This is a genomic window from Sphingobacterium arenae (assembly GCF_014692505.1).
In the GTDB taxonomy this organism is placed as follows: Bacteria; Bacteroidota; Bacteroidia; order Sphingobacteriales; family Sphingobacteriaceae; genus Sphingobacterium; species Sphingobacterium arenae.
Genome location: NZ_JACNYK010000002.1, coordinates 771,586 through 796,520, shown reverse-complemented (window position 1 = coordinate 796,520; position 24,935 = coordinate 771,586). Strand labels below are relative to the sequence as shown.

At 42.5% G+C, this 24,935-nt stretch carries 23 protein-coding genes; 12 read left to right on the top strand and 11 right to left on the bottom strand.

Annotated elements, in window-relative coordinates:
* Nucleotides 1-136 precede the first annotated feature (136 nt).
* The 8 genes from H8B17_RS09545 to H8B17_RS09510 form a co-directional block, all read right to left on the bottom strand.
* Entirely contained in the window at nt 137-592 is a 456-nt protein-coding gene (locus tag H8B17_RS09545; protein WP_223816462.1) for a DUF6691 family protein, read from the bottom strand.
* Nucleotides 593-601: 9 nt separating this feature from the next.
* Complete coding sequence (locus H8B17_RS09540; RefSeq protein ID WP_190308949.1) at nt 602-1,165, bottom strand: YeeE/YedE family protein; 564 nt, start codon at nt 1,163-1,165, stop codon at nt 602-604.
* Between the two features lie 62 nt (nt 1,166-1,227).
* A complete protein-coding gene (locus tag H8B17_RS09535; protein WP_190308948.1) occupies nt 1,228-2,619 on the bottom strand; it encodes an MBL fold metallo-hydrolase in 1,392 nt (463 codons plus the stop codon).
* A gap of 107 nt (nt 2,620-2,726) precedes the next feature.
* On the bottom strand, nt 2,727-3,524 hold the full coding sequence (locus H8B17_RS09530) for a sulfite exporter TauE/SafE family protein (protein WP_190308947.1): 798 nt from the start codon (nt 3,522-3,524) through the stop codon (nt 2,727-2,729).
* 234 nt (nt 3,525-3,758) lie between these two features.
* Nucleotides 3,759-4,322: a TlpA family protein disulfide reductase gene (locus H8B17_RS09525; protein ID WP_190308946.1), complete on the bottom strand. Its 564-nt coding sequence runs from the start codon at nt 4,320-4,322 to the stop codon at nt 3,759-3,761.
* A gap of 242 nt (nt 4,323-4,564) precedes the next feature.
* A complete protein-coding gene (locus H8B17_RS09520; RefSeq protein WP_190308945.1) occupies nt 4,565-4,930 on the bottom strand; it encodes a nuclear transport factor 2 family protein in 366 nt (121 codons plus the stop codon).
* A 254-nt stretch (nt 4,931-5,184) separates the two neighbouring features.
* Nucleotides 5,185-6,504 carry a gluconate:H+ symporter gene (locus H8B17_RS09515; protein ID WP_190308944.1) on the bottom strand — a complete coding sequence of 440 codons (1,320 nt, stop codon included), beginning with the start codon at nt 6,502-6,504 and terminating at the stop codon, nt 5,185-5,187.
* A gap of 13 nt (nt 6,505-6,517) precedes the next feature.
* A complete protein-coding gene (locus H8B17_RS09510) occupies nt 6,518-8,011 on the bottom strand; it encodes a gluconokinase (protein WP_190308943.1) in 1,494 nt (497 codons plus the stop codon).
* Between the two features lie 173 nt (nt 8,012-8,184).
* On the opposite strand from H8B17_RS09510, the gene H8B17_RS09505 reads away from it, so the two are divergent.
* Nucleotides 8,185-8,397, top strand: coding sequence for a DUF4287 domain-containing protein (locus tag H8B17_RS09505; protein WP_190308942.1), 213 nt, complete (start codon nt 8,185-8,187; stop codon nt 8,395-8,397).
* A gap of 152 nt (nt 8,398-8,549) precedes the next feature.
* On the opposite strand, the gene H8B17_RS09500 is transcribed toward H8B17_RS09505, so the two are convergent.
* Nucleotides 8,550-9,491 carry a hypothetical protein gene (locus H8B17_RS09500; protein ID WP_223816461.1) on the bottom strand — a complete coding sequence of 314 codons (942 nt, stop codon included), beginning with the start codon at nt 9,489-9,491 and terminating at the stop codon, nt 8,550-8,552.
* 415 nt (nt 9,492-9,906) lie between these two features.
* On the opposite strand from H8B17_RS09500, the gene H8B17_RS09495 reads away from it, so the two are divergent.
* From H8B17_RS09495 to H8B17_RS09445, 11 genes are all read left to right on the top strand, one after another.
* Nucleotides 9,907-10,056, top strand: a complete 150-nt coding sequence (locus tag H8B17_RS09495; RefSeq protein ID WP_190308940.1) for a hypothetical protein — start codon at nt 9,907-9,909, stop codon at nt 10,054-10,056.
* Between the two features lie 161 nt (nt 10,057-10,217).
* Nucleotides 10,218-11,825, top strand: a complete 1,608-nt coding sequence (locus H8B17_RS09490) for a tetratricopeptide repeat-containing sensor histidine kinase (RefSeq protein ID WP_317171004.1) — start codon at nt 10,218-10,220, stop codon at nt 11,823-11,825.
* Between the two features lie 12 nt (nt 11,826-11,837).
* The gene (locus tag H8B17_RS09485) at nt 11,838-12,503 is read left to right on the top strand and encodes a response regulator (protein WP_190308939.1); all 666 of its coding nucleotides are present in this window, start codon (nt 11,838-11,840) and stop codon (nt 12,501-12,503) included.
* Nucleotides 12,504-12,527: 24 nt separating this feature from the next.
* Entirely contained in the window at nt 12,528-13,109 is a 582-nt protein-coding gene (locus tag H8B17_RS09480; RefSeq protein ID WP_190308938.1) for a thermonuclease family protein, read from the top strand.
* Between the two features lie 155 nt (nt 13,110-13,264).
* A complete protein-coding gene (locus tag H8B17_RS20895) occupies nt 13,265-13,456 on the top strand; it encodes a DUF4236 domain-containing protein (RefSeq protein ID WP_380933620.1) in 192 nt (63 codons plus the stop codon).
* Nucleotides 13,457-13,538: 82 nt separating this feature from the next.
* The gene (locus H8B17_RS09470) at nt 13,539-14,588 is read left to right on the top strand and encodes a type I restriction endonuclease (protein WP_190308936.1); all 1,050 of its coding nucleotides are present in this window, start codon (nt 13,539-13,541) and stop codon (nt 14,586-14,588) included.
* 483 nt (nt 14,589-15,071) lie between these two features.
* Complete coding sequence (locus tag H8B17_RS09465; protein ID WP_190308935.1) at nt 15,072-16,292, top strand: hypothetical protein; 1,221 nt, start codon at nt 15,072-15,074, stop codon at nt 16,290-16,292.
* 133 nt (nt 16,293-16,425) lie between these two features.
* Nucleotides 16,426-16,971 carry an AAA family ATPase gene (locus H8B17_RS09460; protein ID WP_190308934.1) on the top strand — a complete coding sequence of 182 codons (546 nt, stop codon included), beginning with the start codon at nt 16,426-16,428 and terminating at the stop codon, nt 16,969-16,971.
* Nucleotides 16,972-17,137: 166 nt separating this feature from the next.
* Complete coding sequence (locus H8B17_RS09455) at nt 17,138-17,803, top strand: hypothetical protein (RefSeq protein ID WP_190308933.1); 666 nt, start codon at nt 17,138-17,140, stop codon at nt 17,801-17,803.
* Nucleotides 17,800-18,534, top strand: a complete 735-nt coding sequence (locus H8B17_RS09450; protein ID WP_190308932.1) for a helix-turn-helix domain-containing protein — start codon at nt 17,800-17,802, stop codon at nt 18,532-18,534. Before H8B17_RS09455 ends, H8B17_RS09450 begins: the two co-directional genes overlap by 4 nt.
* Before the next feature lie 71 nt (nt 18,535-18,605).
* A complete protein-coding gene (locus H8B17_RS09445) occupies nt 18,606-19,139 on the top strand; it encodes a dihydrofolate reductase family protein (protein ID WP_190308931.1) in 534 nt (177 codons plus the stop codon).
* Between the two features lie 212 nt (nt 19,140-19,351).
* Here the strand turns inward: H8B17_RS09445 and H8B17_RS09440 are convergent, their stop codons facing one another.
* Together H8B17_RS09440 and H8B17_RS09435 are read right to left on the bottom strand one after the other, a co-directional pair.
* Nucleotides 19,352-22,624, bottom strand: coding sequence for a TonB-dependent receptor (locus H8B17_RS09440; RefSeq protein WP_223816460.1), 3,273 nt, complete (start codon nt 22,622-22,624; stop codon nt 19,352-19,354).
* 63 nt (nt 22,625-22,687) lie between these two features.
* Nucleotides 22,688-24,820, bottom strand: a complete 2,133-nt coding sequence (locus H8B17_RS09435) for an IPT/TIG domain-containing protein (RefSeq protein WP_190308930.1) — start codon at nt 24,818-24,820, stop codon at nt 22,688-22,690.
* Between the last annotated feature and the right edge of the window lie 115 nt (nt 24,821-24,935).

Genomic DNA, 24,935 nt, shown 5'->3' with positions numbered 1-24,935 from the left:
ATGCAGAATATTCGTCCTCTGGTTGTCTTTGTTTGCTGTTCGTGCTTTTCATTTCTTCAACTTTCTTTTTTTAGCGTGACCGCCAATACCTTTTCGATTTGACAATATTTCCTTCATTTTGTTTCTTTCTAATTTGCTAGTGAGGTAGTCTTTCCCTAAAATAGCCGTATACCCATGTTCCCGCGATAGCACTCAATAATGTAATTACTATAACAGTCGCTCCTGTACCAATTTGGGCGAACAAAGGGCCTGGGCAGGCACCGGTTAACGCCCAGCCAAAACCGAAAATTAACCCACCATAAATCTGGCCTTTATTAAATTTCTTGGGAGCGATGGTGATTTTTTCTCCATGGATAGTCTTCACGTTGAACTTTTTGATTATCCAAACGGAGATAAGACCGACCAATACAGCACTACCGATAATCCCATACATATGAAAAGATTGTAGACGAAACATCTCCTGTATACGAAACCAGCTTACGACTTCCGATTTTACAAACAGGATACCAAAAAGGCTACCTACAAATAGAAATTTGAGGTTGTGGTACCATTTAGATTTTTTTTCTCCGTTTGAATTTATGTTATTCATCATTTTATTTTCTTAAAGTGATAATATATAGGGCAAAATAAGATTTGCCATGACAAAACCTCCAATCATAAAGCATATCGTAGCTATAAGAGACGGCCATTGAAGATTGGATAGCCCCATAATGGAATGTCCACTGGTACAGCCGCCCGCATATCGTGTGCCGAAGCCAACCAAAAAACCTCCGACAACAATTAGGATGAAGCCCCGGGGGGTAACCAGCGCTTTCCAGCTCATGACATCTGCCGGGATAAGGTTATTGTAATTGGTAATGCCATAACCCGCCAGTTCATCTGCTAGGGCCGGATTTACCTCGATTGGATGTGGATTAGCCAAAAAGACAGCAGCTAATACACCTCCCAGGAAAATGCCGAAGACAAAAAATAGATTCCATGCTTCTTTTTTCCAGTCGTAATGAAAGAAAGGTATTTTTGCCGGTACACAAGATGCACAGATGTGACGGAGGGATGAGCTGATCCCAAAAGATTTATTGCCTAACAAGAGTAAGGCGGGCACCGTCAGCCCAATTATGGGGCCAGCAATATACCAGGGCCACGGTTGTCTTAGAAATTCTATCATTTTTTAATTACTTTATTTGAATATTATAATCAAACTACATGAAATCATCTGTTCCACTTTTATTATTTAGTAACTTCATTCTTCTTTTCCTTCCATTCTTTCATCCCGCCGGAATAATTTTTTACGTTTTCAAAACCGTTTTTCTTTAATAGCGAATAAGCAATGGTAGCACGGTCTCCTGCCTGGCAGTGGATAACCACCTGTTTGTTTTTATTGATCTTGCCGAAATTCTGTGGCAAGGTACCAACGAACGCATGATCTGCTCCTTCAATATGACCTGTTTTGTATTCAGATTCTCCGCGGACGTCTACGATTTGAGCGTCTTGCCTCCCAATATATTCTTTAAATGTTTCGATGTCTATGACGTCTACCACCTGGAGCTCCAGACCGAGATTATCGACATCAGAAATATAGCCATAGACGTTGTCCATGCCGATGCGCATCAGTTTACGAGTTAGGTCTTCCATTTTGTCATCGTCGGCAATCACCACGAACTGCTCCTCATAACTTAATAACCAGCCCATCCAGGTAGAGAAAGAATTACTACCTTGAATGTTGATGCTACGGGGAATAAATCCTCGAGCAAAATCCACTTTGTTTCGGGTATCGATGATCTTTAGTCCATTATGGTAGGCCATAAGGAACTCTTCTTTGCTTAGTCTGGGGTATTTTGGTATCTCAACCAATAAACGGCGTGGCATCTTGTTTAAGTGCTTCATCATGGCGAAATATTTCGGTGGCTCAGGTTGTCCATCCAAAAGAGATTCAACAAAGCCTTCTTCGTTGTTTTCATATTGGAACGCCCAATTGCGGATTTTTTCATAGCCTATCGTCGAACTGGGCACAGCGCCCAACGATTTACCGCAGGCAGACCCAGCACCATGTCCCGGCCAAACTTGCACATATTCGGGCAGTTTCGCGAAACGCTGAATAGACTGATGCATCTGTTGAGCGCCTTTTTCCTGAGTCCCGGTGATACCGGCCGCCTTTTCCAGGAGGTCGGGACGCCCGACGTCTCCTACAAACACAAAATCGCCCGTAAAGACCATTACCGGCTTATCCGTTGAAGGGTGGTCGGTGAGGAGAAAACTAATACTCTCCGGTGTATGTCCTGGGGTGTGGAGCACCTCCAAGCTCAAGTTACCTAAGGCAATCTTATCACCGTGCTTTAATCCAGTATGCGCAAACTGGTATTGCCAATCGTCACCACCCTCGTCGGAAAGGTACAATTCGGCGCCGGTAACTGCGGCAAGTTCGCGTGATCCACAAAGAAAATCGGCGTGAATATGTGTTTCCGCGATATGCGTAATCTTTAGATTATTTTGTTTTGCAATCTGCAAATAAACATCGACATCACGTTGGGCATCGATTACGATAGCAACTCCTTTGGCTTGACAGCCGATTACATAGCTGGCCTGAGCCAGACTTTTATCATATACATGCTGAAAAAACATAATCTTTTTATTTTAAGTATTTCTAATTTAAAACTTTTACGATCATTCTACGTAAAGTTCGGACTTTGATTTTACCTATACAGTTACTTTGGTTACACAAGCCAAAGTTATTTTAACCAAATTTCTTTAAGTAAAATATAGATACCCAATACCAGCACAAACCACCCAAATGTAGGCTTCAATTTGTTTCCGTCAATTTTTTTTGACAAAAGCATACCGATAAAAACACCTACGATAGCAAAAACGGATACAACAAGTAGAAATGTCCAGTTTATTAGACTTTCGCTACGCTCACCGAAAAATCCAAATAGCGATTTCGCAGCAATGATGATCAATGAGGTGCCAACGGCCTCTTTCATCGGTAACTTACTCAGAATCACAAGTGCCGGAATGATAAGAAACCCTCCTCCTGCACCCACAAGCCCTGTCAATATACCTACTATCGTTCCCTCTAAGAGAATAAGTAGATAGTTGAATTGTTGCTCTTGAGGCTTTTCATCTACCTTCTGCTCGTCCTTCCTTATCATGCTGTAAGAAGCTATGATCATCAAAATCGCGAATAGAACCATGATCATCATATTCTTGGTCAAGATGAAATCACCAATCTGGAATAATTCAACCGGAATTGCTGGAACAACATAAGCCCGCGTGAGATAAACGGCTCCTATGGAAGGAATACCGAATACGATGGCCGTCGGGATATTAATCAACCCCCTTTTGAAATAAGTAAACGAGCCAACAAAACTTGTTGTACCCACTACAAACAAGGAGTAGGCGGTAGCTAGCACAGTGTCTACATTAAAGAGATATACGAGAACCGGTACCGTCAAAATGCTCCCTCCGCCGCCGATGAGACCAAGTGCAATACCGATAAAAATGGATGATATATAACCTGCAATTTCCATAAGCTATTAATTAACTATACAAATGTGCTCCAATGGAACGACACGGTCGGTTACATTTGTTACAAAAGCTCCGATTTGTTTTCACGAACATGTTGCCTTACTTCGGACAAGATTTATGCGAATAGCTCATTCATGAGAAATGGACTTACGCCCTTCAATTACCTTTTAGATTAGAAAGCGCTGGATAACTTCGTATTCAATTTATATCATATTTTTTAATTGGCATTGACCTAATTATTCATTTAATAGACCTTCTATTGATTCTACTATCTTCGGAGACATATAATCCGCACCGCCCACCCGTCGGCCCACTATATTGTTTTGCTTGTCTACAATAATCGTTGTCGGAATAGAGCCAGAAAACAGTTCACGTGGTATTTCGCTGTTAGGAACATGCACCGGCAAATCATATTTCTTCCTTTCCATGAATTTTTTTGCTGTTTCGATTTCTCCGTCCAAATCAACCATCAGAAACACGAGATCATCGTTGTCTTTAAAGGTTTTCCGTAGTTCATTGATGGACGGCATTTCTTGGATACATGGAGGACACCACCTAGTCCAGAGATTGATAAATACGACTTTCCCTTTCAGCGCATGCAGTGACACCTCGTCCCCATTTTTGTCTTTAAATTTTATATCTGGCACCTGCTGAGAGCTGGATACCAAGGGTTCCTCTTTATTGATTTCAGATTCATTGGACATTCTTTTATTAAAGCTATCGGCATTAATTGTTGCGTATGTCAATCCCGCAACAGCTAGGAGCGCGAAAGCTATGCTTTTCTTGATGTTTATTTTCATGTTATTATGGTATATCTTATGAACAAGAGACAACGACTGTTTAAAGAAGGATTACCTATCCTATACCAACAGGTAAACAGGATAAGAAGATGTCGAATGATGAGCTGTCGGTGTTGAACTTGATGGTCATCACTGTTAATGCGGTAGCTGTACACGGATCAAAATTTGTAGATAAGATGCCGCTTTGTCCAGAAGAGACGCGCTCCTACCAATCTACGTGTCTGCAACTTTTTCTCGAGAAATTAAATCGAAATACCGCTTCCTCCCACGACTTTTATTCCATCGGAGAGATTTTTCCAAAAGCGAATATATCTATACTGGGCTTCAAAGGGTTGACTGTTATAACTTCCTTTTAAGTTCACTTTCAGGGTAATAACCGCTAAATCATCTATAATATTTAACTGTTCAATATTTGGAATCAGCTCAACTATTTTTAGATTTCCACTACGGTATGTTTCTAAATCCATCTCTTTGGTGATCGTTTCACCACTCGGAATAATGAAAAGCAAATCATTATGCAACAGTTTATCGAGTATTTCTATGTTACCACTTTTCATAGCTTCGTAAAGTTGGTTTTCAAGATTTAGAATATCGTTTTTTGTCATCATTTTTTCTCTATTTATAGGAACAATATCTTTTAATCAAGTTACAATCATTCTGGGATTATCACAACAGCATTTATATGTTTGTAAAAGTTTGTTATCTCGACAGCTAAAATAAAAAAATAACCTTAACCATATTGATTTTCATTCGATTATCTTATACTTTAACCGTTGCAAAACAAAAGGGCGCGTTTAATTTCAATACCTGCCTGTGTCTTTACGTCAGGGAAATATTAATTCGCCTATATTCTCAGAGCTAGTTAGCCAACCAGCTCGTTCAGCAGTAAAACGCTAAATAATCCAATAACAGAAACCAATGTTTCCATAATGGACCACGATAAGAAAGTATCCCGCATAGTCAATCCAAAGTATTCTTTAAACATCCAGAAACCGGTATCATTTACATGCGAAAACATGAGGCTTCCTGCTCCAGTAGCTAGTACCATAAGTTCGGGACTGCTATGTGAAGACTCCAAGATCGGTAACATAATCCCCGCAGTCGTAAGCCCAGCCACAGTAGCCGACCCAACAGCCAAACGTATAATAGCGGCAATGGCCCAGGCCAGAACTAACGGTGAGAGCGTGAGATCAGCAGTGATTTCCGTGATATATAGAGCCAGACCACTGTCTATGAGCACTTGTTTGAACACACCGGATGCTCCAATAATAAAGAGTATCATTGTTACACCACGGAGTGCTTCTTCAATACTCTCAGCCTGCTGCTTCAGGCTCTTGCCCTGCTTTATTCCCATGGTATACATGGCCAGTAATGCTGTTAGAAGTAGAGCGAAGACAGGATCACCTAAAAATTGTATAATCCGGAGAAATTGGGAGTTGTCAGGAAGAAACATTGGTCCGAATGATCCCAGTGCGATGAGGAATACGGGAAACAATCCAGTGAAAATACTAAGCGCGAATCCAGGATAAATGCTTTTACCTTCGGATTGGGGGGCAAATAATTCTTCGGGCGGATTGGTAGGTATAGATTTCAAGAATCGTCCAAAAATCGGGCCACTGATAATGATAGCTGGTACGGCGACAATCATTCCATAGATCATCGTTAACCCAATATCTGCCTGAAATATGACCGCAATAGCTGTCGCTCCAGGATGCGGTGGCAGGTAACCGTGCGTCACAGACAGTGCCGCAAGTAAAGGGATTCCCACGTATAGCAAAGGAAGTTTGTTCGATCGGCATATCATAAAAACAAGCGGAACCAACACGATGAACCCTACATTATAAAAAAGTGGTATCCCTACCAGAAATCCTGTTAACACCATAGCCCAGGGTATATACCTCACACCAAACACCTTTGTCAAAACATCGGTTATCCTTTGGGCTGCTCCACCGTCCGCTAATAATCTTCCTAAAATTGCGCCGAAGGCAAGTATTAAGGCTAATTGGCCCATGGTACTACTCACACCAACCTCCACAGATTTCATAATAGACGTTCCGTCCATTCCCATAGCGAAACCAACGGCTATCGAGGTAATTAGCAAAGAAATAATCGAATTGAGTTTAACTACTGTAATTAATAGTAGAAGTAAAACTATTCCAGCGAAAACAATCAATAATGGCATACTAAAAAAGATTTTAAAACTCTTCCTTCAATTTGAAGTAGAGACGTTTAAATTTTCGAAAGTTCTCCATGTAAATACGATGATTATGCGCATCCGGAAGATATTGTGCGTCGTGAATATCAGCTGTAGAGGCAGATGGATATACCCCATTAATGCCAAGTGCTTCCATTCCTAGGATAGCAGCTCCCCATGCCGAACTTTCGACGTTCTCTTTTACAAACACTGGCTTGTTAAACACGTCAGCCAGCATTTGAACCCAGAGCACAGAACGTGCTAGGCCACCACTCGCATAAATAATTTCTATAGGCTGTGTTGTTTCTTCCAGTGCAACTCCAACACTTAACAATGCGAATAGCATTCCTTCAATCATCGCGCGCGCGAAATGTGCCCTATTATGCTGGAGCTGGATGCCAAAATAAACACCTTTTGCATTTGCATCCCAGTATGGCGCGCGTTCTCCAGTGACATAAGGTAGAAATATTAGCCCGTCCGAGCCCGGAGCAATCGATCTCACCTCGTTATCAAATAAAGCAGCAGAATCCATCCCTAGCGATAATTGGGGGAGTTCAGACATAAACTGTTCTATAAACCACTTTCGCACGACACCGGCATTGTTAATCGCACCACCTACCACAAATTCACCAGAACGAAGGATATAACTGAAAACCCGCTCTTTGGAGTCTGTACTGGAGCGATCAGTCACTACCCTTATAGCTCCACTAGTGCCGACTGTCACCGAGGCAATCCCAGGCGTCGTTGCCCCGACACCTAAATTAGCAAGACACCCGTCGCTAGCACCAATCACGAAAGGCGTGCCTATAGGGACGCCCCATCGGCACGCTGTCGCCTCATCATCCAGTGTCAGTACATAATCAACGGAAACCAGCGAAGATAATTTTTTCTCTGTTATTCCTGCTTTTGAAAGTGCAAGCTCACTCCACTGCAGCTTATGGATATCTAATAAACCCGTTGCCGAAGCGATAGAATAGTCTACAACATATGCCCTGAACAATCGAAAAAAGACGTATTCTTTTATACCTATAAACTTACGTGTCTTTTGAAAGATATTTGGCATATGCTTATTCATCCAAATCAATTTGCACAAAGGAGACATCGGGTGTATGGGCGTACCAGTTTCTCGGAATAGCTGATGACCTGCAGATGTTCCTCTTAGTTTATCCGCGATATCTTGACTTCGCGTATCAGCCCAAATAATACAATTTGTAAGATGAGTGTCTGTATCGTCCATGGCGATCACGCCGTGCATGGCGCTACTCAAAGATATACCCTCTAGTAGATGCTCGTGATTACTATTCTTCAAAGCATTCATCACTTCTGATACTGCGCCTACACAAGCCTCATAAATCTGTATTGGATCTTGTTCGTAAAAACCATTTTGCGGTGATAAAATAGGATATGTCACACTAAATTGTGTAATAATTGAACCTGCGTGGTCAAATGCAATCGCTTTTGTTGATGATGTTCCAATATCTAAACCAATGATCATATTTAATTTATACTTAGAAAAGCCGAGTACAAGGTACGAACATGTATGTCATTTATACGCCATCCTCACTAAAATATTTGGTCTGCGAAGAAAATATTCGAACTATCAGTTGGATGGTTAACATTCAAAAAGTAACTTAGAAAAATAATAATTTAACAATTTAAAATACAACTATGTCATTTCGCGCTTATATCGACAATATTCAAAAGAAAACTGGAAAATCACCTGACGACTTTAAAAAAATGGCCGAAGACAAAGGCTTTTTAGTAAATGGAGACCTGACTGTTAAAGCGACTCAAATTACTAGCTGGTTGAAGGAAGAGTTTGAGTTGGGACACGGACACGCTATGGCTATCTATGCGTCTCTAAAAGGTAAAACAGAATAAAAGAACTACTCTATTAGCATAATTCCACTAACTCTTTTCATCAATGAAACTTATTTGTTGACAATTGAAGTCCGTTTTAGATAAAGAATAGAAAGCTATGAACAAAGCCTTATGTGCCACATATAAGTAATCCAATCCAGATTAGGCCGACATCACTCTTTCTTTGTATTTTCTCTTGCATATCTGTCAATAATGTATTCTGTAGCCGCTTTTAAAGATCTCTGATATTCTACCGGGTGATGGCCTGGATACGTGAAAAACTCGACTTCATTATTGATTTTAGAATACCAAATCTTTCCGGCATCCTCATGGTTTAATGTGTCTGGATGCATAATTTTCTGAAAATGAACCAATTTGTTTTTGTCCAAACCAATAATCTGATAAGGTTGTCCTTTCGCCTGGCAATCGATCTCTACATAGCGTGCACCATTCCAGCACATACAATCCGCAGGCGTAAATATCTTAAAAACAACAAACAACATTGTCATGATAGCCAAACCGGCCCCCGCGTACAATAGTTTATTGTTTTTCGATCTTCTTTTTATTTCTATCGGCTTTAGCGTACCCTCTTTATATCCCGTATTTTTAAACGCTACCTGTTCAATCACTTTTGGTGGTGGGGCATCCTTTTCAACCCCATCTGTGCTCGGGGGCTTCACAAATGAACCTTCGGAGTTCGGATTTGATGTCGACCAACTTTTTTCGTCGTTATTCAAATTGCTTGTGTATACACGTCCGTCCCAATGAGAAGCGTTATAAGGGCGAGGTTTGAAGTCTATCAAAACTGCCAACAACTTCACGATACTTTCATCCGGTCTTTTTTGCGTATCACCACTTATAAAATTCCGTAGCGGGCGCAGTTTGTCTAAATCAAAACTTTCAATAAGGCTAGCAAGATCCTTTACGGACCTTTCCCTATTAAAAAAATATATAAATACACTTTCGTCCTCTGGAGAGAGACCTTGCAGATAACGCTCTAAACACCAAGATCTAAGTTTTCCTGGAGAAGGACATTCTCTGCCGAAATCTAATCGGCCTTCATTCTTCGAATCTAGGTAGGCGTTTCTCACCGCCATTTGGAATTTTTCAAACATTATTACAAAATTATATCAATTGGAGTATCGGAAATTACGGAAATCCGTAAACATAGCGAACCTAAAATCAACATGAATACATCGGAAAATCCAGCAATTTGCCGGAATAATTGGAATGATTTCGGAAATGTGGGAAACATCGTAAAACGTTGGTTTGTAGGTTTTTGTTAGTCATAAATTTGCTTTCGGAATCAGTTGAAACATCAATTCGTTCTTTCCAGGAAAGATACGAAAGAGATTCCAAAAAGAGAAGAAGTCGCGGTAGGCATTAGCCGGTTTGGGAAGCAGTTATTGACTCCCGCGATCGAAGCTCCCACTTCCCAAAAATTCAGAAGGCCTTCTGAAAACAATCGTAGCAATCCCGTGCATAGGGCACGTGGACCTACCAAGTTTTTGACTTTTAAATTTTTGAAAAATGTGGTATTTAATTTTAGCTCTATTATTTGGACAAGGAAATGATTCAGCGCACAACGGAAATAAAGGTGGACAGCAGACGGTACAAACATCTGGCGATCACGGAGGAGAAACAGATACACCGCGACCCCCGCGACCCAAAGATCAATAGTTTTATAATTAGGCAGCGAAAGCTGCCTTTTTTGTTTTGCCCAATTATTCTCCTTAATTTAGAGAAAACAAACCTCAGTGAAGTCGTTACCTATATATATTACTGTTTTCTTTTTCGTTTTTGTTGCCTGTTTTAAAGACAATACTTATAATACTGTTATTGTGCAGAATCCCGATATCGATAAGGCATATGAATATCTAGAACGAGGAATCGAAGACAGCGCATTTTTTGCTTTTAATAGCGCTAAGGATATCTACATGGAAGCGAATGATAGTTTGAAAGTCGCAAACTGCCTCATCAATATGGCTATCACACAAAAGGACCAAGGCGACTATTTTGGCGCACAGGAAACTGCGCTGCAGGCAGTAGATTATTTAAACAAGAGCAATCCCAAGCATCACGTATATTTAAGTACGAACTATAATAATCTAGGGGCTGCTACGGGAAAACTCAGTGATTTTGAACAGGCTTTAATGTTCTATAAAGCAGCTCTCCAATTTTCCCAAGACTCTTTGAATAGCCTGATCTACCAGAATAATATGGCGATTTGTTATCAGAATCTTAAAGATTATAATAAAGCTATCCAGATTTATACAAATATCTATGATCAGGTTAAGGATAATAGGAGACAGTATGCACGCGTCTTATCAAATTTAGCCAGAACAAAATGGCTTGCTGATCCTGCATATTCAGCTATAGATGAATTTCTAACATCATGGGCTATCCGGGAACAGGAAAATGATCTATGGGGGTTGAATGCCAGTTACGTTCACCTAACAGATTATTACACCGATATACATCCTGATTCCGCGCTATGGTATGCAAAAAAAATGTACTACACGGCCAATAAGATACAAAGTCCCGATGATCAAATTTATGCCTTAAGTAAGCTCATCGAACTGAGTCCGGAAGGAAAATCAAAAGAATATTTTCAGACCTACCAGTCGCTGACCGATAGTGTGCACCAAGCTCGAGCGGCAGCTAAAAATCAGTTTGCGCTCATTCGGTACGAAGTAGAAAAAAACAAAGCGGATAATCTGTGGCTGCAGAAAGAAAATGCAGAAAAAATCAATAGACTAACCCGTCAACGATTTTTTACCGGAAGTCTTGTATTCCTACTAGTACTGTCCGTTGTTGGGGGAAGGCTCTGGTATAGAAAGCGTAAACAACGTCTGGATCTAGAAGCACAGCATAAAATCAAAGCCAGCCAACTTAAAACCTCCCGCAAAGTTCATGATGTCGTAGCCAACGGTATTTATCGTGTGATGAGCGAAATAGAAAATAAAGAAGATATCGATCGGGAAGGAATTTTGGATAAGTTGGAAGGCGTTTACCACAAATCCCGTGATATATCCTATGAAGCCGAGGAACCCTTACCAGCCGCGCAGACCTATGCGCAACAGATAACCGAACTGTTGACATCATTTGCTACAGTGCACCAAAAAGTGCTCATCGTAGGAAATGAGAGTCAACTTTGGGATAATGTCAACGAGAATGTAAAAACCGAAATCAAGCATGTGCTGCAGGAACTCATGGTCAATATGCGAAAGCATAGCCATACAGACCAAGTAGTGATCCGTTTCGGAAAAAACGAAGCGAAACTAAAAATCTTCTACAAAGATAATGGCGTGGGAATGAAAAATATGCATGCTCAAGGAAATGGGTTGAAGAATACGGGTTCCCGTATTAAAAATCTAGATGGCGCAATTATCTTTGTCAGTGAACCGGGAAACGGGCTGAAAGTAGAAATCGCAATTCCCATTTCCTAAAAGAAGAGATGTATGTTTAAAAAAATATTGATTGCTGAAGACCACGAAATAGCCAATATTTCCGTTCAGAAAACATTGCACGATTTAGGTATTCAGGACGCAAAATATGTTTACTATTGTGATGACGCTTTAAACTGGATAAAAAAAGCGGCGCACGAGGGCGAACCTTATGATCTATTGATTACCGATCTGATTTTTGAAGATGATCATACTCCACAACAGATTAAAGGCGGTGCAGAGCTTGTTCGAGCAGTTAAACAAATTCAGCCCGATATAAAAATAATCGTACTTTCATTAGAATCGCGTGCCAGTATCATAGACGAACTATTTAAACATGATACTGTCGATGGCTATGTCCGTAAAGCCCGCCGCGATGCACAACATCTAAAAGAAGCTTTACAGACTGTTTATAACAATAGAACATACTATTCACCCCAAGTTAAAGAATCCCTAAGGGAAAAACATAGCCATGAATTCACGGCCTTTGATATTTTTATTATTTCTCTATTGGCAGAGGGTGTGCCCCAGAAGAACATTCCTTCCTATTTGGAAGAGAAGAATATGAAGCCATCGGGGCTCAGTAGTGTTGAAAAAAGACTAGGCCTCATGCGGACTGTTTTAGGTTTCTCAAAGAATGAACAACTCGTCGCCTATTGTAAAGATGTTGGCATTATTTAACACACTGAAGTCTATCTTTGCACGATGAAGAATCGTTACATCTTTACCGTTTTATCGGTGCTATTATGTTATGTCTCTACCGCCTGTCAGAGTCAGTCAGATTACGTTTTCAGTATCAAAGGAGAAACCGAGGAAGTCACGAGTACACCCCACAAAGAAGAACCGTCTCGTGCAGAAAAAGAAAAACGCTGGAAAGAAGGTTTCGCCTACGTGACCAAAGTTATCGACGGAGATACCTTTTGGGTGGATAACGGTGCGGAGTCGTTCAAAGTACGATTCATTGGTATCGATGCTCCAGAAACAAGGAACACCCGCTGGAAGAAGAAAGGTTATTATGCATCCGAATCCAAAGAATACGTCCGATCCAAAACGGAACATCAATGGGTTCGTCTGGAGTTCGATGTGCAAGCTATGGACAGATATAAGCGTAGGCTGGCTTATATTCATCTAGAGGATGGAACGTTTCTCAATGGCTCGTTGGTCGAACAAGGCTACGCCGTAGTCGATACCTATTCGCCCAATGTAAAATATGTGGAGCAGTTTATGGATCTGCAAAAACAAGCACGCGAGACGAAGCAAGGGCTGTGGGGAAAAGAGCCCGAATAATATTCCCAATTATTAATTCTAACCTGTGGAGACTGCTGAAATCGGCAGTCTCTTTTATTTTCGACAAAATCGTTGCTTTACGGGAAGCCGTAAAATCAAAACCATTGGAGGCCATACATTTGTATCATTAACAATGACTAGAAGACTAAATATGAATGATCATGGCATGGAAATTTAGACGACGTGTAAAGGTTATCCCTGGAGTTCACTTGAACTTTAGTAAAAGCGGGATTTCTACATCCATTGGAGTAAAAGGAGCAAGTGTGACTTTAGGATCTTCAGGAGCCTACCTAAACACCAGTATACCCGGACTAGGAATTTATAATACTGTTGTTAGGCCTGGTTAAAAAATCAATTCCTGAGCGTCATAATCAAGTACAGATATCAAATTAAATCTTTCAGATATTCATTAAAAATAATCAATATAAAATGGACTTTAAAGAAGAAATCCGGCAATTTGCCAAGCGTGTGGACAGATTATTGCCACAAATTAAAACCGAGGAAGCCACTAAGACTTCGCTGATTATGCCTTTCCTGAAAATTCTAGGATACGACGTGTTTGATCCTTTTGAGGTACAACCAGAATTCATTGCAGACATTGGCATCAAGAAAGGGGAGAAGGTGGATTATGCTATTCTTCGTGAAGAAAAACCCGTTATCCTTATCGAATGTAAACATTATGCAGATGGATTGGATCCGCATAATTCGCAGTTGTTTCGATACTTTCATACAACGGAAGCTAAGTTCAGCCTCTTAACCAACGGACTGGAATATCGTTTTTACACTGATCTGGTTACGCCCAATAAAATGGATGAGAAACCATTCTTTGAATTTAAGATTACAGATATCAAGGATAATGAAATTGCGGAACTTCGAAAGTTTCATAAAACGGTATTCGACCTCGATAGTATTTCTTCGGCTGCCAGTGATCTTAAGTTTTTCAATGAACTCCAAATCTTAGTTGTAGGCGAGATGCAAACTCCGAGTGAGGAATTTGTCCGATATTTTGCCAGGCAGGTATATCCCAGTGTCGTAACGGCTAAGGTACTGGAACAATTCACTCCATTGGTTAAGCGCGTATTTACACAGATAGTCCACGATCAGATCAGTGAGCGATTGAAAAGTGCACTTAAAAAAGAAACAGAAAACGATCAGGTAAACAATGCAGCTCCAGCAGACCCCGAATCATTGGTTGTGACTACGCAAGATGAGATCGACGGTTATCTTATTGTGAAATCTATCTTGCGAAAGGATATCGAGGTCGGTCGTATCTTTATGCGAGACAATCAATCTTATTGCGGAATATTATTGGATGATAATAACCGCAAACCAATCTGTCGTTTCTATTTTACACCTAATCGCATACGTATAGGACTTTTCGATAAGGAGAAAAAAGAAACAAAATACGATTTAAACGAGCTTGACGATATATACCACTATTCAGAACATATTTTGGAAATGATCAACGTTTATGGTTAAACGTCTTAAATTGTGTAGATAGATAATTCAACTCAGATTAAGTATTGACTAAATATTCTTCTTTGCATAAAGTTTTAAAATAGTTTGTTGTCATTTCAAACTCCATATTCAAGTACGGGTAGGAAATTATACGGGTGAAATTGTTTACTTCATGTACGAATGCTGCATTTGAGATAATATCTCGCACTTCTTTTAGGGGTAAGGTCATATTTAATTAGTTAAACCATATAAAAATACTAAAAACATTCTCGCAAAACAATACCTATAAACTGTGTTTCCAGCTAATTTTACTTGGTCTAGAAGATGCTGTCTGTTAGCTTCTAAATATTATCATATTTTTAATTTCTGAAATTTGATGGTCTTTGCAGCTGAACCCTATCTTTTGACGCTTTGCTGGCGTCAGGGCGATAAAACGAAAATTTGTAACTTTAGCCACAGGTAGCCATCGGCCATCATTCTAACTGGAAAGAGGGGCATATAGGTATGTATAACCGAAAAGATATATCAAATAAACTTTCTCCTAACACACTTCATTGGTTGGAGCAGCTCGCTATATTTACCTACAAAGTGCTTGCCTGGGCTTTTTTAGGACTCGTCATCGGTTCATTCTTCGCAAGCTTACAAGGCTTTTTGCCCCTCTGGTTTATGATTGTTCACATCGTCGGGTCGATTGCTACCGGTTGGGTGTTTGTTATCATCTTTATCCGCTATATAGACCATAAAGCATCGCTGAGTTTGGTAGATGGGCGAGAAAACAAAAGTACCCATATTGCACCAGCTCGTATAGATGCGGTTGCTCACGGCGGTATTCGTCTGTTGGAATCACGTAGTCTGATGATCATCCAAACAACGGTTTTCCCTCGGTTTCAGGAACCTTATTGTACTACTATCCGTCAATACATGAGACAGGACGAAATCGATAAGCTGCAAGAGGGGACCACGGTCTCGTTTTATGAAAAAGTACGAGACCCCGGGTATGGTACTATATCACTCCAACTACCACATGAAGAGATTAGGGAAGACTATCAGACTATAATTGCTGAAAAAGTTTATCCCGAACGGCAGAAAACAGGTTTATGGATATTAATTGGACAAAAACCAACAGTATTTACCCGATCAGTTAGTTATCTATTAATTATAGTGGTTTTTACTATTAGCTATCTTTTGCCCTACATTGTCACAGGTAATGTCGAATGGCTGGTATTGAGGATAAAACATTTTCCACAAAAATTAATATTTCAAAACAAGGGCAATTTTAACCCAGAAGAGTTCAAAAAAGCCTATGAGAAGGCAATTACCCAAATAGGGGACAATGCAATTGAATCACTTCTGTTTTACAAAGAGTTTACCACCATCCAGATAGAGGAGCCCCATAATATTGGCGACCTTAGGAGGCTAACTATCCGAGGAAATTCTGTTGAAGAGAATTTTTCCTCCATGAGGATAGATGACCGGGATCGCATGTTCACAAGTAAATCTATAAGCTATGCGGTGCTCAAAAAAGTGCTAGAAAGTCTAGCAACCGACCATAAAATCGAAGACATTATCTATATCGGATTCCGCAAAGATATTCGGTGGGGATCTCGTAAACTTAATATTTCACCAGATTATTCACGGACTTATGTCGATATACACATTGTCTTCAATGGGGGAAATAAATCGCTAGATTATGATGGTAAAACAGGAGAGCGATTGCCGGATTAGGGCAAGATTTTTTTATCTAGTGATATTATCGGTATAATGGAGGGCAACTTGAATCTGTTGGTAAAATATGCCGCGCATAGTAGATTATTTTTTACTTTTATAGAACAATTAAATTTATTTAATTGAAAAGTAGATGAGGTATAGCAACATTATTTATTTGGTGACAGGTGTTATGGCTTCTGGTAAGTCTACAGTCGCTAACCTTCTCGCATCAAAGTTAGATAGAGGAGTACATTTGCGAGGAGATATTTTTCGGCGGATGGTGGTGTCCGGGCGAGAAGACATGTCTGCAACGCCTTCTCCAGAAGCTATCCGACAGTTGCATTTACGTTATCGGCTAGCCGTCGATGCAGCAAAAACATACTACGACAATGGATTTTCAGTGGTTTTACAAGACAATTATTACGGACCCGACCTATTGTATGTTGTTAACCGTTTACGGGATTATCCCGTCCGCGTCGTCGTATTATGTCCAACAGTTGAAGTAATAGAAGAACGCGAAGCATCTCGAGGGAAAAAGGGTTATATTGGTTTCTCTATAGAATCATTACATGTTGAATTCATGACGCAAACACCCCGACTCGGGTTTTGGCTCGACACGTCGGAACTTACGCCAGAACAGTCCGTAAATGAGATTTTAAATTCCCAATTGCTAAACCGTTGTACTCAGATGGAGTGAATCATTATGAACCTATTCCGCCAATTGTTGACAAAATAAGTAAATATGGAAGTCAAAAAAGGAAATACGAAGGTCACAAGAACTCTATAGTGATACTTTAGACGAAAATCCAAAGATAGAACAATATTTTTTGCGTAAGTTTGGTCTATTGATCACATTATTCAGCATGACCCTAACACTTGCATTAAGTTATAGACAATTACTTTTTCTCGTTGCAACAGCCTTTTTATTTCTTAGTAGCTGTTCGAAGAAATCTTTAGATCCGGAAGTTGAAGAAGATAAAACCATTCTTCCTCAGGAATATGAAATAGAAAGGTTAACGTATTTCTTGGCGGACGACGACAAAATTGATACTGTAAAAATCAAAGGAACAATAGAGGAGTTTACTAATCCCGGGAATACCCTCCTAGAAGTACAGCACGTCACAACGTTTAAAGACCTTGTCAAAACTTCTTTTTTTGAGATAAATATGGAAGAAGATGAATTACCCTTAGATTTAAACATCACAGAATTTAAGGTCAATGTACCGGCTATATATTACGAAGATGGGACATTTTCCTATTATTCCGAACCCTTTGCAATAAGCAACAGCGAGCAGAGGGAGCAGTACAAAAATAACAGTACATTTACCCTAGACTTGAGTGTACCCGCACGATCAAAGCTAATCTTAGCAAAATCTATTGATCGGCATGACATAATCTGTTCATTTAAATTGATCATACGCAATAGCACAACCGGCGAAAAATATAACGTGGACGGAAAATGGCATGGTGTACTTCGCTATTTTAACGAAAGCTTTTCGGTCGATGAAGAAATGTTAAATAAGAAATGAAGTACAACGAAACGCAACCATCCAAAGAATTAGCCCCTTTTATTCATTTCTATTGGGAATTGAAAGGAAGCGAACTGGATAGAAAATGGGAGCGAGTTTTTCCCGATGGCTGTGCCGGCATAGTAATGAATTTGGGAGATAATTGTACGACAGACAACGGTTCTGTTTTAATGGAGTATGGAAAAACTTATATCGTGGGTGCCATGACTTCATTTAAAGATAGCTTTATTGATGTCGATACACATTTAACAGGCGTGTGTTTAAAGCCTGCAACTTTTACAAATTTCTACAACTATGCCTCACAAAATGAGTTAACCAACGAGACTGTTGAATTTGAAAAATCCAACTCATTCAATATTGATAAAATAATTACCAACCCAACCGATTATTTTAACCAGTTCTACTCAGAGAGACTGAGAAGCAAACACAACCACTTACAAACAGTTATCCACGATATACATGCTGCAAATGGTCAAATGAGCATTTACGAGCTATCCAAAAGAAACTTCACAACGGTTAGACAATTGGAACGAAATTTCAAGAAACTTATCGGATTATCACCCAAAGAATATTCAAATATTATCCGTTTTCAGAAAGCTTTACGTCTAATTAAAAACTCAGATCATAAGAAGAGCTTGTTAGATATTGCATTCGAATGTGGCTATTATGACCACTCCCACCTTAGCAATGAAATTAAACGAAATACAGGGCTTTCACCCTCGCTACTCTAATTTGTCGCATTTTTACAAGGTGTAAACCGAAATCGAAAGTAACTTTGCCGAAACATTAACATTTAATACAGATGCGAAAAATATCACTTTTCATTGCAACAAGTTTAGACGGTTACATTGCAAAGCCTAATGACGACCTTAGTTTTTTGAAAGACGTTGAGAAAGAAGGCGAAGATTATGGTTATGCAGAATTTGTAGCTACAATTGACACGTTAATTATTGGCAGAAGGACCTATGACTATGTGGTTAAAGAAATTGGCTCATCTCATTATGATAATGGAGAACGGGATGTTTATATTATAACAAGAACTGAAAGACCGCAAAAAGGTAGAACAATTTTCTATACAGGAAATATAGCCGAACTGGTAAAACGGCTGCAATCCGAAGAAGGTAAAAATATTTACTGTGACGGTGGGGCGGAAGTAATCAACGAATTATTGAAGCACGACTTAATAGATGACCTTATAATTTCGGTTGTCCCTGTGTTATTAGGTAACGGTACAAGATTATTTAAAGACGGAAGACCCGAACATATGCTTGAATTTGTCAAAGTCAGAACATTTGAAACAGGATTGACACAACTGCATTACAAGCGGAAAAAGTAGAAATTGAGACCATTATCGTTCTATTCGTCCGTTTCTCTTTCTTAACGCTTTCTCCATCTCTTGGCTTGTTATTACGACATCATTCGCTCCATGATACCCATAGCTTAAGGATCGATAGGCCTGTTTAAATACCCGGACCGACCGCTGATTTTCGGCCCGGAGTATTAGCCCTTCCGGCTGATGGAACGGAAGGAGTATCTTTGATAATTTCTCTAGAACGTATATCGTATACCCAATTGCACCTGTGCCCTCGAGTTGAAATAGTCGATGCTATAGGGGGTACCCGGGTCGCGGAACTCGAACACCGGCCAGTTGTTCGCATTCTGCTGAGGAGGGAACAGGGTAGGCGTCAGGCCTACCGAACTGGTGGAGTTGAATGTGTTCGGTGAGAAATACTGAACGCCCCATTCTTTGTACAGCAAGTTGGTCAGGTTGACCACGTCCGCCGATATGGTGAGGAACTGCCCGCTCCTGGTGACCGGCAGGTCGTGCGCGATGCGCAGGTCGGCCTGTACGTTCCAGGGCGTGCGACCGGTGTTCCGCTCCGTAAAGTCGCCCCTGCGCGAGCTCAGGTATTCGTTGCCGTCGATAAAGGTATTGAAGGCTACTGCTTGTTGTGCAGCCGTCTGTCCGCCGGCGACGTCCTTAAAGTAGTTGATCGCCTCCTCCTGTATTGGGATGTAGGTCAGGCTTACCTGCTGTGGAAGACCCTGTATGCTGTTGTTCACGATACCGTAGGTGAACGGAGAACCCGACTGTGCCGAAAAGAACACGTTGATGTTCGTGCGACCTGCAGATTTCCATCCGTGGGTATAGCTCAAGCTGGCCACGAGACGGTGGCGGATATCGAAGTTGCTGTAGGCCAGTTTCGGATCGTTAGGAATCAGTGATTGGTTAAGCTGCCAATTAGACTCCATGGAATTACGCACCCCGTTGGAGATATCCTTCGATTCTCCAAACGTATAACTTGCCGTTGCGTGCAGCCCGTTGTAGGTCTTAGCGATTGTTCCCGTGATGTTGTACCGGTAGCCCTGGTCGGTGTTGCTCAATAAGTACACGTTCGAGAAACGGCTGTCTACCGTGCCGCCGTAGACCGGCTGCTGCCGCTCCTTGTCATAGCCGTAATACAACGGATTGTCCTTGGTATTCAGCTGTTGGAACATCACGTCGCTGATATTGCGGGTGTACATCCCCTCGATGGTAAATTTCCAGTCGTCCGGTGTTTCGTAATCAACGCCCAGACTGGTGCGGAACACCTGTGGCAGGGTGAAACCGTTGTCCACCAGATCCACTTGTGTCTTTCCACTATTCGGATCGTTTATCACGGCTCCATTCTGTGCGATAAAGTCGCCTAAGCCGTTCTGGCTGGGCTTAATAGCATCCGATCCCGGAGCGAAAGGCTTACTATCCGCACGCTGGTCGAATGCCCCGTAGCTGTCGCCCGTATTATAGTAGGCGTAAGCCAGCCAGGCAAAGGGGATACGGCCAGTAAAGAGTCCGGCACCCCCACGAACCACAAGGCTGCGGTCTTCGGTAGCCTCCCAGCGAAAGCCCACCCGTGGCGACAGCTGGATACGGTTCATGAAATCATTTTTGATACGGCTTATCGGCGTATAGGTATAGGTCGTCCCGAAGTTGGGGTCCGCCCACATGTTCTCTACCTTGTCGCTCAATGTCGGCATGGTAGGCAGATGTGCCATGTCGGCACGCAGTCCCGGCGTGACGCGGAAGCGATCACTGATACGGATCTCGTCCTGCACGTACAGGCTGTACATGTTCACCTTGAAGTCCGCTGCCGGGTTGTCCAGTATATAATCCCTTGTATTATTGATATAGTTGTAACTTCCCCGCACGCGGTAGGGGTTGTTGCTGATAAAATCATCGATGTTCAGATAGTCCACCCGACCGTTCCAACCGTTCACAAAGCCGTAGCGAATGCTGTAGAGCTCGTTGTGCGTACCGAACAATAACTTGTGCCGTCCGGTGTTCCAGTTGAGGTTGGCTGTCAGCTCCCAGGTCCGCTGCTGCATGTCGAAGATGCTCGCCTCCCTGTCGGTACCCAGGTAGATGGTGGTACCGGGCGTGCGACCCTGTATCTGCACCTGCGGCAATGTCGGATCGGAAAGCGGGTCACGACGGTCGTTCACGACGGTATAGCCGATGACCGCATTACCCGAGAGGGAATTGGAAAAACGGCTTTTCAGTTCAGCCACGGTACTGCTCTGGTTGTTCTCCTGCTCAAAGGCCATGCTCGAAAAACGGAAGTCCTGCTGATCGCGGTCCATGTGGGTTGCCGAACTGCGGATCGTATTGTTCCTTACCGCAAGTTGGTGGTGGTCGTTGATGTTCCAGTCCAGGCGGTTAAAGAACTTCACGGATTTTGACCAGTTGGTGTACAGGCCTGCTGTACCGGCATCAAAGATATCCCCGTAGCGGCTCTGTACCGTGCTTGCTATACTGCTGGCATCCGCTTCCGAAAGGATATGGGCAGTCTCGGCCGTTCCCACCAAAAGCTGCGTCGGATCCTGTCTACGAGTAATTTCCTCGTTGGAGAAAAAGAACAGTTTATCCTTTATGATCGGAAAACCGACGCGGAAGCCTGCCTGGTAGTCGTAGAAATCGCTGTGCATCCTACCCAGGGCGCCTACCCTGTCGTTACCCGTGAGGCTGGCATTACGGCCGAAACCGTAAACGGAACCCTCGACCTTATTGGTGCCCGAACGCGTGACGGCATTGACCGATCCTCCAGTGAAGTTACCTATCTTCACGTCGTAGGGCGCCAGGTACACCTGCATGTCCTGTATGGCATCCAGGGAGACGGGGTTGGTGCGCGTAGAGCTCCCGGCCATACCGGAGGTACCGGTCTGTCCGCCGAGTGAGGGTGAGAACCCGATGGCGTCGTTGTTGATGGCGCCGTCAATGGTCACGTTATTGTAACGGAAGTTCGTACCCCCGAAACTGTTGTCGCGGCTTCCCTGTGGGGTGAGCCGGGTGATGTCGGTGACCGATCGGCTGACGGTGGGCATGCCCTGTACCTGCTCGCGGGAGATGTTCTGTCCCGCGCCGTAGGTATCGGCACGCTGCCCGGCCACACGGGCGGTAATGGTGACCTCGTCCAGTGCCTGTGCATCGGCTCCCAATACAAAATCGAGCTGCTGTGCACCGCCGAGGCGTATAAAGATGTCACTACGAATATCATCCTGCATGCCGACCATCGAAGTGGTCACGGTATAGGGTCCGCCGATGCGCATGTTGTTTATCGTATAGCGGCCGTCACCGTCGGTGGACAGGGCGTAGCGCGTACCGGAAGGGGTGTGCACCGCCGTGACCGTGGCTCCGGCGATGCCCTCTTCTGTGGTTGTGGTCACACGTCCGGTCAGTGCCCCTGATGTTTCCTGTGCTAAACCCAAGAAAGGGGACAGAAACATCAGAAGCATGACGATCCATCTGTCGGCCATCCGTTGTTTTATATCTTTAGTTTTCATATTATTCTTACTTTTTCGCTTCGATCTTCGTTCCACTTGATCCTTCTATTTTTTTATCGTCAATTATTTAAATATTACTTTCCGTATGGCTGCCTGTCCTACATCCAGTAAATAGACGTTCCCTTCTTTATCGATGGTTATATCGTTGATGCTTCCCCATTTGGCGCTGGATAGATCTCCATCTTCAAACCCACGCTCTACCTTAACCAGTGTACTTACCGTCTGCTCTTTCAGATCCACTTGCCGTAGGGCTAGGTTGTTGGAATCCATGATGATCAGATTGCCTTCGGCTGTCATTTTTAATGCAGTGGGTCCGTAGGCTATTTTTGCTGACGCTATTGGCCCATCTTGATAACCATAGCCCTCATGCTGGCCAAGCCAGTTTAAGCCACGCGCCCCGGGGAGCGTTCTATTGATGATGCCTTGATAATCGTCGAATGAATGATAGATGGTGCCATCTGGAGCGACCACAATTCTACATTTATCCGATGCGCTTCCGGTATTCATGCTCTGTACCGTTCCCGTGGATACCGTGATTTTAGAGATACCACTCCAGCTACTTGAGTAATATAGATCGCCTTTGCTGTCCACCGTAAGCCCTCTCGGACCGATAGGCGCTGTCGGAATGGTCGTGACTGTTCCATCAGCAGCAACTTTCTTGACACTATTCCAATCCGCGATATAGATAACATCATTCAAAATATCCATGCCCACTATGCCGCTCAATCCACTGACAAAAACAGATGTTGAGCCTTCTGGCGTGACCTTCGTGATCGTTGAAGAACCACTCACATACAAGTTGCCATGCGAGTCGATTACGATTTTGGAGTAATTGAAATCAAGCGAAGTCAAATCTCTGACCACGGTCATCACCCCTGCACGACGGAAAGCTTGCGGAGCCTCCGCAGATAAACCTCCCACTTCGACTTGCAGCACACCTGTACTGAGGTTTGTGGGGGCGACAACTTTTAAAGAATTTTCCGTTGCGGAAATGATCTGTGCAGTAACACCATTAAAGCTTACTTTGTTTTTTAACAGGTCTTGTGAAAAACCGGTACCTTCTATTGTGACTTCGGTGCCTGCCAACCCGCTTTCGGGGCTTACTTTTATGATACCCAGATCTTGGTTGACAAATTCAGGTCCAATGACTTTTTGATCGTTTACCACCACTTCAATTTTTCCGCTTCCGATATTGGCAGGATACCGCACGACGAGCTCTGAACTGGTAGGGTCTTTTTCTAAGGGAATTTCTTTCCCGTTGATCAGTACTTTATTTTCATCGCCTATGGTACTGAATGTGCTTCCTTTTATGGTAATTTCAGCACCAACAGGTCCGCTTAACGGCGAAACGGAGGATATCGTCGGCAATGGAACCACGCTGAAAATAGCATCGCTCACCGTTTTCTGGCCGTTGATTACAACAGACACTTTGTTTGTTTCGATTCCTTCAGGGGCTAGTATGACCAGCTTCTCCGACGAGGCTTCCACTACCGTGGCCTGCTTATCATTGAAATAGACGTGATTGTTCTCCTTGACCGTTTCAAACCCTTCTCCGGTTAGGGTTATTTTGGTTCCTTTTCCGCCAGTCAGTGGTTTGATCCCTTTTATTTCTTGATACGTAAAAATTGCGCCTGTCGACTCCATTTCATCTACCAAGACCTTTACGGCTCCGGTTCCAGCCCCCGAAGGGACTTTTGCGACAATCAGGGTATCGGAGATGTTGACCACTAAAGCAACCGAATCGTTAATAGTGACTTTTGCAGGTTGCGTCAGGCTACCAAAACCTTCACCGGTAATCCGTATGTTTGAGCCGGCTGGTCCATTGGCGGGAGAAACTCTGCTCACACTTAGGCTTTGGTAGGTGTAGTCGCCTACCTCGGTCGTTTGGCTTCCGTTTTTCACCGTTATTTTTCCGGTACTCCCGGATTCGGGAGCGAGTACCACCAATTCCGTTGAGGTCGCCGAAAAGACTTCGGCCATTACACCCGAAAATTCAACGATGTTTTCGGCCATGCTTGTGCTGAATCCTTCGCCCTTGATCGTGACCAGTGTTCCGGCTTTCCCGCTGTTCGGGAAATACTGCTCCACCGATAGACTTGGAGCGGCTTCTCCGGAAGGATTGTCTTTCTCGCAAGAGAAAAGCATAAGGAGCGCAGACAATAGAATTAACCCTATGCTATGTTTACTGTTTTTCATCAGAATAATTTGTTTTTTAAAGGTGATGAAGCTATCATGAGTGGTTTATTCTTTTCGGTTTGTGAATTTATCGAACTCATGATAGTTTCATTTGTATAAAATTTTATATACACGT

Excerpts from the sequence above, each read along its gene's own strand:
- H8B17_RS09545 (WP_223816462.1), bottom strand. The coding sequence starts at position 592 with ATGATGAATAACATAAATTCAAACGGAGAAAAAAAATCTAAATGGTAC.
- H8B17_RS09540 (WP_190308949.1), bottom strand. The coding sequence starts at position 1,165 with ATGATAGAATTTCTAAGACAACCGTGGCCCTGGTATATTGCTGGCCCC.
- H8B17_RS09535 (WP_190308948.1), bottom strand. The coding sequence starts at position 2,619 with ATGTTTTTTCAGCATGTATATGATAAAAGTCTGGCTCAGGCCAGCTAT.
- H8B17_RS09530 (WP_190308947.1), bottom strand. The coding sequence starts at position 3,524 with ATGGAAATTGCAGGTTATATATCATCCATTTTTATCGGTATTGCACTT.
- H8B17_RS09525 (WP_190308946.1), bottom strand. The coding sequence starts at position 4,322 with ATGAAAATAAACATCAAGAAAAGCATAGCTTTCGCGCTCCTAGCTGTT.
- H8B17_RS09520 (WP_190308945.1), bottom strand. The coding sequence starts at position 4,930 with ATGATGACAAAAAACGATATTCTAAATCTTGAAAACCAACTTTACGAA.
- H8B17_RS09515 (WP_190308944.1), bottom strand. The coding sequence starts at position 6,504 with ATGCCATTATTGATTGTTTTCGCTGGAATAGTTTTACTTCTACTATTA.
- H8B17_RS09510 (WP_190308943.1), bottom strand. The coding sequence starts at position 8,011 with ATGATCATTGGTTTAGATATTGGAACATCATCAACAAAAGCGATTGCA.
- H8B17_RS09505 (WP_190308942.1), top strand. The coding sequence starts at position 8,185 with ATGTCATTTCGCGCTTATATCGACAATATTCAAAAGAAAACTGGAAAA.
- H8B17_RS09500 (WP_223816461.1), bottom strand. The coding sequence starts at position 9,491 with ATGTTTGAAAAATTCCAAATGGCGGTGAGAAACGCCTACCTAGATTCG.
- H8B17_RS09495 (WP_190308940.1), top strand. The coding sequence starts at position 9,907 with ATGTGGTATTTAATTTTAGCTCTATTATTTGGACAAGGAAATGATTCA.
- H8B17_RS09485 (WP_190308939.1), top strand. The coding sequence starts at position 11,838 with ATGTTTAAAAAAATATTGATTGCTGAAGACCACGAAATAGCCAATATT.
- H8B17_RS09480 (WP_190308938.1), top strand. The coding sequence starts at position 12,528 with ATGAAGAATCGTTACATCTTTACCGTTTTATCGGTGCTATTATGTTAT.
- H8B17_RS20895 (WP_380933620.1), top strand. The coding sequence starts at position 13,265 with ATGATCATGGCATGGAAATTTAGACGACGTGTAAAGGTTATCCCTGGA.
- H8B17_RS09470 (WP_190308936.1), top strand. The coding sequence starts at position 13,539 with ATGGACTTTAAAGAAGAAATCCGGCAATTTGCCAAGCGTGTGGACAGA.
- H8B17_RS09465 (WP_190308935.1), top strand. The coding sequence starts at position 15,072 with ATGTATAACCGAAAAGATATATCAAATAAACTTTCTCCTAACACACTT.
- H8B17_RS09460 (WP_190308934.1), top strand. The coding sequence starts at position 16,426 with ATGAGGTATAGCAACATTATTTATTTGGTGACAGGTGTTATGGCTTCT.
- H8B17_RS09455 (WP_190308933.1), top strand. The coding sequence starts at position 17,138 with ATGACCCTAACACTTGCATTAAGTTATAGACAATTACTTTTTCTCGTT.
- H8B17_RS09450 (WP_190308932.1), top strand. The coding sequence starts at position 17,800 with ATGAAGTACAACGAAACGCAACCATCCAAAGAATTAGCCCCTTTTATT.
- H8B17_RS09445 (WP_190308931.1), top strand. The coding sequence starts at position 18,606 with ATGCGAAAAATATCACTTTTCATTGCAACAAGTTTAGACGGTTACATT.
- H8B17_RS09440 (WP_223816460.1), bottom strand. The coding sequence starts at position 22,624 with ATGAAAACTAAAGATATAAAACAACGGATGGCCGACAGATGGATCGTC.
- H8B17_RS09435 (WP_190308930.1), bottom strand. The coding sequence starts at position 24,820 with ATGAAAAACAGTAAACATAGCATAGGGTTAATTCTATTGTCTGCGCTC.